This window comes from Bacteroidales bacterium (genome assembly GCA_013314715.1).
In the GTDB taxonomy this organism is placed as follows: Bacteria; Bacteroidota; Bacteroidia; order Bacteroidales; family GWA2-32-17; genus Ch61.
In genome coordinates this window covers 1-9171 of the sequence record JABUFC010000071.1, presented here as the reverse complement: position 1 = coordinate 9171, position 9171 = coordinate 1, and the positions used below count along the sequence as shown (strand labels likewise).

Here is a 9171-nt window from a genome sequence, read left to right as displayed (position 1 = left end):
TAGTGAATTAGTTCGTAAAAAAGCCTACGATCGTTTACTTCGAAAAATCAATAAACAATTAGAACATCACGGTGCAAAAGTAAAAAAAGGAAAAACCATTGTAGATGCAAGCGTAACCATAAGTCCGTATGCTCCCGAAGGCAAAACAATTTACGAAATAGCCTAAGATAGGAACGAAGATATTCTTCATCGCGAAAAAAAAGAAATATTAGGCGACAAAGGGTATAAAATTCCCCAAAACGATGAATTGTTTAAATCATATCGCAATCGTTCTTTAACTCATTGGCAGCAAGTATTTAATAAAATAATAAGTCGTTATCGTTATGTAGTAGAACGGACTTTTGGTAGTATAAAACGTTGGTTTAATGGTATGGTTGCTCGTTATAAAGGCTTGGCTAAAGTTCGTGCTCAGCATGTATTGCAGGCCATAGCGTATAATTTGAAACGTGCCGTATCACTTATTTAGATGGGCGAAGTGTGCCCATGTGCGAAATAAAGCCTAAAATAAGGGCTAAAAGAAAAAAAACAAGGTTCTTACGCTTTAAAAAATGTGTTTTTTTGAATAAAATCGTCATGTAATTTGAATAATTCCCTTAAAAAATTCAATTTTAAGCAAATATATCGAAAAGTTGAAATAATTTTGCAAAGGTCTCGTTCTGTAAATATATATTCGCAGGATACCCTGAATATTAATACTACCTTTACATCCGATACCATACTAGAACCCTTTAACGATGTCCCGGCTTTTTATTCGTTCAGAAGAATGTGCAGTGTTGATATGAATACCGAGTTATACATAAGGAACAAGCTGATGCATGGCTATGTATGCTACAATTGGAAAAACGTATTGCACAAGGTCTTATACCGCCAAGCCGGATTGAAATTGAAAGGGCAAACTGTCCTATGTTCCAGGAACCCTCTGAAGAACAGACAAAATCTTTCCAAAACAACTCATCAGAAATAAATATCGAAAGCTATTCGTGGATAAAAATTATTCCCAACCCTGCATCGCAACAGTTTACCTTATGTGTTAACTCGGAATCAGAAAATCCCTGCGAAGTAGAAATAACCAATATTCTTGGCAAACATGTTGAAACCATCTCAGTAGCCAAAGGCTACAGCGAAAGGGTAGTTTCGTTGGATAAATACTCCAAAGGTATTTACATTGCCTCATTAGTTAAGAATGGCAAAAAAGTGGCGATACAAAGATTTTCTGTGGTAAAATAAGTAAAAAAGGCTACCCGAAAGAGCAGCCTTTTTTGTTTGCATAGCTTGAATTATTAAAACGAAAAACCACCGACAAAACTATATGTATTAAAATCCTGATTATTATTTTTTTCAATCCGTTCTATCTTGAAACCGATATATTCCTTTGTATAGTTGTCTGTATCATCGTTTGTAAAATATTTAAATGTGTATCGCGAAAATTCGTCAGAATCTGATAACGAAGACTTAATAACCGGCTTTCCTGTTGCATATTCTAGATAATATGCGTTATTAATAATAACGGAAATAGTATTTACATCGCAAATAAAATTATACGTTGACGGACTTCTCATATGGTATGAGGTAAACCATTCTCTCTGATATTTGTAAAAAACTCCCCATGAATCGTTTTTATACCCGGCAAAGCCCCCTGCTGAAAATCCAAGCTCAATAAGTTCATTATACTTTTTCATTCCCTCAAGTTGCATTTGTTGCCAACTTCCGACTCCGAAACCACCTCTTATTCCAAGCATATCGCCAAAATGAAATTTCTTATCCTCTTTATCCCTTATCCAATTATCGATAACAGAAATTTGCATAGTAGTTCTGATAACCAAATCCCAAAATTTCTGACTTATCTGTTTTGATGCAACCTTTCCTAATTCTGCCTCATAAAACGACATTTGCGCATAAGAATAGAAAAAGAAAAGAAGTAATAAGATGAAAATAACTATAATTTTCATTATAAAAACATTGTGTAAATCATTTTTATTATCAAATTTCTAAAAAATTCCATGAAGCCATAACACTAAAACTTCTATGATAATTATATCGGGAATATCGTAGTCCTAATGAAAACTTTTCGGAAAACCAATAATGAACTCCTGCATGAAAATTATTATTAAAAACTCCATAGTCTTCTGGTTTACCATATAATTTTGGCATAAACTTAACTTCTGTAGTTACTTTTTCAAACATCCTGAATCGGCTTAATACAGCCATACCAAAACAAGGACTTTGAGTTAAGTTTATTGAAAAAGGTGATAAACCTATAAAGAAATTTTTGGTACCATAGCCAAAACCTATATCCAAAATCATTAATTCAAGAGCAATAATTTTACTGGTTTGACTTCCTTCATTATAAAAAGCAATTTTAACTGCTGAACCATCATAAAACATATATTTAGTATTTACAATTCCATGAACTATTCCAATTGACGGAGCACTTTTCTCTTTACCAAATGCATACCCGGTACTAAAACCCATTTGAGAAAAATAACATATTTCTGGTGCCTGTGAAAACAATTTACTTAAAGAGAGTAACAGGCAAATGAATATTAGAATATACTTATACATAATTTTCTTTAATTTTTAACGCATCTGCAAGATTGTTTTACGTCTTTACCTCCTCCATACATATTGATAGCACCCTGATTATTGCTGTTTAACTGGATCAGTTTTGCACTTTCACTTCCAGCTGATTCTTCTGTTGAAGTCCAGAACATGGTTGCCTGTTTGTAAAAGAAAACCATTCCGCTCATTATCCAGCCTGAGCCTAAAGCACTAAATCCACTTGAATTATCGGCTAAACTTATATTATCCCAATAAGTTGTATCAGTTGACTTCATTTTTTTCCCGGCTACAGAAGCCCCACCTAATGCGTTAATCAAAGTGTTATATTCGTTAATGGTTGGGAGATGCCAGCCATCGGGACAAGCTCCTTGTGAACCTTCAACGGTAGTATTGTTCATAAGAGCATTCCAGGTATATAAATATCCTAATCCGTTTACGGTTGTTGAATCATTGTTGCAAACAGCCATTTCCTGCGGATTAATGGAATTTCCGTTGGCATACTTGGTCGATTTTAAGTTCTCTGCCATCCACTCCTGTTCATTTGCCTGTGTGCTTTTGCTGTTCGAAACAGTGATAATGACCGTTCTGTATGTATTTCCCTCAATATCAGTAACTCCTCCCCCTTGTCTTGATGAGCCGATAGTTGTTGTCGGCTGAGTGTTCGAATTGTTGTTGTTTGTGTCGTCATCTTTTTTGCATCCTGATAATGCTAAAATGCTTAATGCTAAAAAAGCAAAAAAATAATGAATAGTTGTTCTCATAAATTAAATTTTTAGTTATACATATTACCATTTGAAACCTTTAGTAAACACTGCATTAATAGTCAGTGATATTTTAAAATAGATATAGCTTTTGGAATTTAATCCGGGCAGAAACCCGAATTCGTACGTTCCTCCACCTGTATCGCCTGCTCTTACATAGCATACTCTGACACCTTTTTGCATGGTACAGGTGTCAGATATTAGCGGGTTCGTTGGAACATCTACTCCTTTTTGAATAAAGAAATCAGCCATGATGCTTCTTCTCTGACTTTTTCCAAGCCCTACCTTATAATATGAAAGTCCGACATATAAAGCTGATGATTTAACATACCTGATAACATCGCCATGGTACTTTGTTTCTTCTGTAAAATTATATCTGTAATTCATAATGCCTGCTCTGAAACAGATTCGTTTAATGCTTTCGTCTGAGCTGCTGGTATGCTCAATAGTTGCATCCCTGTCATGCCATGTCTGGCCTCCGTCATATGATATCTGGTAAGCGCCGTTGACTTTTGATTCGGAATAGCTTGCATTACCTATCCATTCAATAGGGTGAAAACTGATCCCCAGGTCTAACATATATGGCTTTTTGCCGCTTTTATCAAGCTCAAAGTAGTTTCGTGAGAAATTAGCCCTGAATGATAGCATTTTAGGTAGGGCAAATTCGCCTTCCGCACCAAAACCTAGACTGAAGCTGTGTGTGTTTAAATAAACAGGAGTAATGCCGATATAACCTTTATAATCCCAGTCTTTCCACCGGATATGAGATGCTGAAAGAGGAGTTAACATGATTGATGCAGAATCATGGTTTAAGATGTCTTCCTGTGTGTTTGTACTAAAGGTTGGTAAACTGCTTATTAAAAGTACAAAAAACAAAATTTTATTCATTGACCTTCTTTTTGGCAAAGGTCATATTAAAATATAACTTTGGTGTAAAGCTTTATAAAAGTTGACAAACTAATTTAAAACTGCTTTTGGTTTTGTGAAAATGCAAAATATTCGCCGGGAGAACTTCCGGTTTCTTTTTTAAAAGCTTTGTAAAATGCTGTTCTTGATGTAAATCCGCATTGATAACCAATTCCTTCGATAGAAATATTATTCTGCAGGTCTTTTAATAATTGAATAGCATGCAGAACCCTGTAATGATTGACAATATCGAAAAAGCCCATTTTAAACTTTTTGTTTATTGTTTGTGACACAATATAGACAGGGTAGTTTACTATTTCAGCTAGCTCACTTATAGAAAGCTTCTCTTTAAGAAACAATTTTTCCACTTCAAAAACATTCTGAAGTTTATAATAGCAGGCTTCTTCATCTTCAGGTTTAACGTTTGAACTGATATATTTTGCGTTTTCAGATATATGCGAAATTCCTGTTTTATTAAATAATTCATAACGCGAATTTACCTGTAGTTTTTCGTATATGTTTCTTATATGGGTTCTGACCGTTTCGGTACTTATAAATAATACTTCGGCTATATCTTTGTATCGGTACCCTTTGGTGAGATATTGCAAAATGGTTTGTTCTCTTTGCGACAATGAATCAAAATCTGAGGATTCGGGTGTCTGGAAAGCTTTTATTACCTTCATGGCAATGGAGCCAGACATGGGTGATTCACCCCGTAATATTTCATAAACAGAAGAAATAAGCTTATCAGCGGGAGTGCTTTTAAGTAAATATCCCGTTGCACCGGCCTTTATTGCGTTAAAAATATTTTCACTGTTTTCGAAAATGGTGAAAATGATAAAGTGCGTCTCGTTATGATAACTTTTTAGTTGCCGAATGCAATCAATACCGCTAATCCCTGGAAGCTGAATATCCATAAAAACAATATCAGGCTTTAGAAGGCTGAATTCGGAAATAAAGTCTTCGGCATTTGAATAAACGCCTATACATTCAATATCATCAGTTTTTGAAAATATATCAATAAATCTGAATCGGATTTCATCGTTATCTTCTACTATTACAATTTTTTTTTGCATTGGTTAAAGTAAACTCTTGTTTTTATTTGTTCTTTACTACTTTAGTAGTAAAAATTTCGATATTACCTTTTATGGTAATTTTAAAACCACTACTATCGGAACAATAATCAATTTTGCATCCTATTTCATCTGCATGTTGCCGCATATTTCTAAGCCCATTCCCAATAGGATTTATTTTCCCCTGAAATCCTTTGCCGTTGTCAGAAATATCAATGCAAAAAGACTGATCTGACAATAAAAACTTCAGTAAAATTAAATCACCATAAGAATGCTTAATTGAATTATTAACAGCTTCTTTGAGAATAAGCAGTATTTTTCTTCTCACACCCGAGTCAACAATAATATCTGGGTATTGATCCGGAAAAATAATTTTAATATCAAAAGAAGTATCTTCGATAAGCCTATTAAGTGTCTTTCTTAAATATATTAGTAGATTTTCGAGTGTATCATTTATCGGATTCATAACCCACACAATTTCGCTCATACTTTGAAGAAGTTCTCTTGTAATGTTTTCTAGCTTTTTAGTACGAACCTGAATTTGTGTTTTTTCAGAATATTGTAGTGCGTCATTATTTAATTGTTCTGAGAGGATTGCAATCTGTGTTAATCCCGCTCCAATATCATCGTGAATCTCACGGGAAATGTTAATTCTTACTCTTTCAATAGCTTGTAATTGTTTAAGTTCCCGAATCTTTTTCTTTAAATTATAAATGTATATAAAGTAATAGATAATGGACATAATTACTAAAAACAATAATATAATTAGAAAATAAAACCAAATACTTTTCCAATATGGAGGATTTATAGTAAATTTAAGCAAAAGAACAGGATTTGACCAATATCCGTCATTGTTTGATGCGCAAGCATATAACTCATATTTGCCGGAAGGCAGCCAGGGATAATGAATTGAATTCTTATTTTTTAGATAGTTCCATTTTGTTTCAATACCTTTCAAAATAACTTTTATTTCATTTTTTGAAGGTTGTGTATATTCCATAGCCGCGATTTTGAAAGTGAAATTATTTTGATTGTAAGAAAAGGAAAGCAGGTCATTTGCATTCAAATTGTTTGGATTTAATTTTTTATCATTGAGTTCCATTTCGCATAGTTTTATTTTTGGAACTACTTTATTATAAATAATTTTATCCGGGAAGAATGTATTAAATCCGTTAATTCCACCGAAAAGCATTTCACCGTCATCGGCAAAGAAGGCTGAATGGGTGTTAAATTCAAGTGATTGAAGACCATCACTTTCTGTAAAGTTTCTAAAGCTTTCTGTTTCAGGATCAAATAAACTTATTCCTTTATTGGTGCTTATCCAAATTTTTTGGGATTTATCAGAAAGCATGGTATAAATATTCACATCAGGCAGACCATTATATTGCGAGTATCTTTTCAAGAATTTGAATTTGCTCGAAAACCTTAATAAGCCAAAAGAACTACCTACATAGTATTCGTTTCTAATTTTTACTATACTATTATAAATTGGTCTGTATGGAATAATACTGTCTGGTAATTCAATAGGTAGTTTTTTAGAAAGATTAAGCAAGCTCACGACATACATTTTATCACCTTTTTCTGCAGCAATAAAGCTATTCTCATCAAGGCTGAATAATAATGATATCTGATTCAGCATATCAGCATTTAACTTTGTTATTTGATTTTGTTGAAGTAAAAACAACCCATCTTCCGAGCCTAAAATAAATTTATCGTTAAGCTTACAAATATTGGAAAAGTAAATAGTATTGCTGCTTAGTTGTTTGATAAATGCATTCCCCGAAACGGAAAATTGCAATAAACCAATGTTTGTACTAACGAGCAATAAATCATTGTCTGCCGGAGCAATAAAAGAAATATTGCTTATCTGTTCTTTATTATATTTACTTATTTCTTTACATTTCAGTTTTTTAGGATTGTAAATAATTAATCCTGAATTTAACGTACTAAAATAATATTGACCATTTGCATTCTTGTAAAGAGCTCGAATAAAATTATCTTTGACTTGATTACTGCAAATTTCAGATGGTAAAATGTGATTAAATTTTCTTATTCCAATATTTATCTTGATAAGACCGTTGCCGTCAGTTCCGATAAAGACATTGCCCGAATTATCGAAAACACAACATATAGGAAATTTAAAATTAATATTTTCATCATTATTTGTTTGATAGGATTGAATATATTTTCTAATAACATTGTGATTTCTATCCAAACAAATAACACCAATTCCTCTTATCCCAAGCCAGTATTCATTTAGAGGCGAATAGGATGCAAATATCAAATGATTAGTGCTCTTTAACTCAGAAATATTTAATTTTTCAACAGGAAAATATTCAATCGTATTTGAAGATGTATTTATTTCGGCAAAACCCTTGTTTCCACTAACAAGAATTTTATTTTTTAATACCTGGATGGAATATAAAGCTTGATCGTTAAACTCAAAAGGTAGCTGTATGGATTTGATATTTTCTTTTTTTTTGTCGTATGTACAAAGCCGGTATGGTTTACTTTCAAGCCAAAAAATACCAGAATCGTAAACAGCAATCGTTTCTTTTCCTTCAACAATATTGGCTCTTACAACCTTTAGTTGATGGGTAATCATGTTATATATGATGACATATCCATCGCGAACAAAAAAATATAGATTTTGACCAGCTTTATAAGCTTTTACCATTTTATCCTTTATTTTATCAGCCGAGATATAATACTTTTTGAAATAGTTATTATTTAAGTTTTTTAAAAAGAAACCATCTTCAGTTCCAATTATCAAATTTTTTTTGTCAATATTGCAAATACTTCTAATCGTAATTCCCTGAAATTCTGCATTTAAATTATTAGCATTAACAATATCTTTATCAAGCCATTGATTTAACCCGCTGCAGGTTCCAATCCAAAGACAACTGTCTTCGTCAAAATATAAACTGGTTACTGTGCTTTGCGAAAGTCCTTCAGGGACACTTATCCTCATTAAAGTAATGTCTCTTTGCCCTATAAGAATAATAGTTGAAAAGATAAGAAATAAAGAGATAAAGAAAGGTAAAATTAGATTTTTCAAACTGTTACTGGTTTATTGAGCAAAAATACAATAAGAGGAGGTAAAAGGCAAACTTTTATACCTCATTGTATAAAATTCTTACAATTTGAGTCGAATGACGATTGATAGCTTGCATTAGTCCTAGAAGTTCGATGTGGGTTTTGCTACTCTGAACGGTTTTATCAATATGTTCGATTAAACGTGTAAAATGACTTTTTTCTAAATTGTAGGCGAGTTTTATATTTTCTTTTTCTTTCTTTTTAATTTTTGTTGCTTTATACTCATCATATTTAGCCATAACATCAACCACCATCGAAATCAATTTAAAACAGCGTGAATGATATTCTTGCAACTCTTGTTTGCCTTGTTCGCTAAAATCGTAATTATTTTCTATCCAATAGCGAGCTTTGGGTAACAAATTAGTATCGACAATGTCGCCTATTTCTTCCAATTCTTTTACAATAGCTAAGAGCTTAAACGAATCTTTTATCAAATCTTCGGTTACGTTTTGTTTGCTTAAATGTAGTAAAAAATCGGTTATTTGATCGCGAAGCATATTAACTGCCTGCTCTTCTTTTTCTAATTCTTGCAATAGCTTTTTATCTTTGTTTAAAAATAAAGGCAATAATTTTTGTACCATTCCTTTTACAATATTGGCCATATGCATCGTTTCTTTTTTGGCAAGCAATAGAGCAATAGATGGCGTTTTAAGCGACTGTTCGTTAATGTATTTAGTTTGCATAAGTAAAATTTCAGACCCATCGCTATGAACAAACTTTTTCAATTGTTTATATGCCAATGATAAAAAAGGGCTAATGGCTAAGGTAAGAATAAT

The 9171-nt window shown here is 32.6% G+C and carries 10 protein-coding genes; 3 read left to right on the top strand and 7 right to left on the bottom strand.

What is annotated here, in order from left to right; genetic code table 11:
- The 3 genes from HPY79_11850 to HPY79_11840 all read left to right on the top strand — a co-directional run.
- Positions 1-166, top strand: a 166-nt coding sequence (locus tag HPY79_11850) for an IS5/IS1182 family transposase (GenBank protein ID NSW46498.1), incomplete at its 5' end; no start/stop codon positions are given.
- Between the two features lie 15 nt (positions 167-181).
- The gene (locus HPY79_11845; GenBank protein ID NSW46497.1) at positions 182-466 is read left to right on the top strand and encodes a transposase; all 285 of its coding nucleotides are present in this window, start codon (positions 182-184) and stop codon (positions 464-466) included.
- A gap of 359 nt (positions 467-825) precedes the next feature.
- On the top strand, positions 826-1227 hold the full coding sequence (locus tag HPY79_11840; GenBank protein ID NSW46496.1) for a T9SS type A sorting domain-containing protein: 402 nt from the start codon (positions 826-828) through the stop codon (positions 1225-1227).
- A gap of 53 nt (positions 1228-1280) precedes the next feature.
- Here the strand turns inward: HPY79_11840 and HPY79_11835 are convergent, their stop codons facing one another.
- The 7 genes from HPY79_11835 to HPY79_11805 form a co-directional block, all read right to left on the bottom strand.
- The gene (locus HPY79_11835) at positions 1281-1949 is read right to left on the bottom strand and encodes a hypothetical protein (GenBank protein ID NSW46495.1); all 669 of its coding nucleotides are present in this window, start codon (positions 1947-1949) and stop codon (positions 1281-1283) included.
- Positions 1950-1980: 31 nt separating this feature from the next.
- The gene (locus HPY79_11830; GenBank protein ID NSW46494.1) at positions 1981-2472 is read right to left on the bottom strand and encodes a hypothetical protein; all 492 of its coding nucleotides are present in this window, start codon (positions 2470-2472) and stop codon (positions 1981-1983) included.
- Positions 2473-2570: 98 nt separating this feature from the next.
- Positions 2571-3320, bottom strand: coding sequence for a fibrobacter succinogenes major paralogous domain-containing protein (locus tag HPY79_11825; GenBank protein ID NSW46493.1), 750 nt, complete (start codon positions 3318-3320; stop codon positions 2571-2573).
- A 24-nt stretch (positions 3321-3344) separates the two neighbouring features.
- Entirely contained in the window at positions 3345-4208 is an 864-nt protein-coding gene (locus HPY79_11820; GenBank protein NSW46492.1) for a hypothetical protein, read from the bottom strand.
- Between the two features lie 74 nt (positions 4209-4282).
- On the bottom strand, positions 4283-5302 hold the full coding sequence (locus HPY79_11815; protein NSW46491.1) for a response regulator: 1020 nt from the start codon (positions 5300-5302) through the stop codon (positions 4283-4285).
- 22 nt (positions 5303-5324) lie between these two features.
- Entirely contained in the window at positions 5325-8270 is a 2946-nt protein-coding gene (locus HPY79_11810) for a hypothetical protein (GenBank protein ID NSW46490.1), read from the bottom strand.
- 142 nt (positions 8271-8412) lie between these two features.
- Positions 8413-9171: Na/Pi cotransporter family protein (locus HPY79_11805; GenBank protein ID NSW46489.1), on the bottom strand; the 759-nt coding region annotated here is incomplete at its 5' end.

Coding starts and splice junctions, on each gene's coding strand:
- HPY79_11840 (NSW46496.1), top strand. CDS start 826: ATGCTACAATTGGAAAAACGTATTGCACAAGGTCTTATACCGCCAAGC.
- HPY79_11835 (NSW46495.1), bottom strand. CDS start 1,949: ATGAAAATTATAGTTATTTTCATCTTATTACTTCTTTTCTTTTTCTAT.
- HPY79_11830 (NSW46494.1), bottom strand. CDS start 2,472: ATGGGTTTTAGTACCGGGTATGCATTTGGTAAAGAGAAAAGTGCTCCG.
- HPY79_11825 (NSW46493.1), bottom strand. CDS start 3,320: ATGAGAACAACTATTCATTATTTTTTTGCTTTTTTAGCATTAAGCATT.
- HPY79_11820 (NSW46492.1), bottom strand. CDS start 4,208: ATGAATAAAATTTTGTTTTTTGTACTTTTAATAAGCAGTTTACCAACC.
- HPY79_11815 (NSW46491.1), bottom strand. CDS start 5,302: ATGCAAAAAAAAATTGTAATAGTAGAAGATAACGATGAAATCCGATTC.
- HPY79_11810 (NSW46490.1), bottom strand. CDS start 8,270: ATGAGGATAAGTGTCCCTGAAGGACTTTCGCAAAGCACAGTAACCAGT.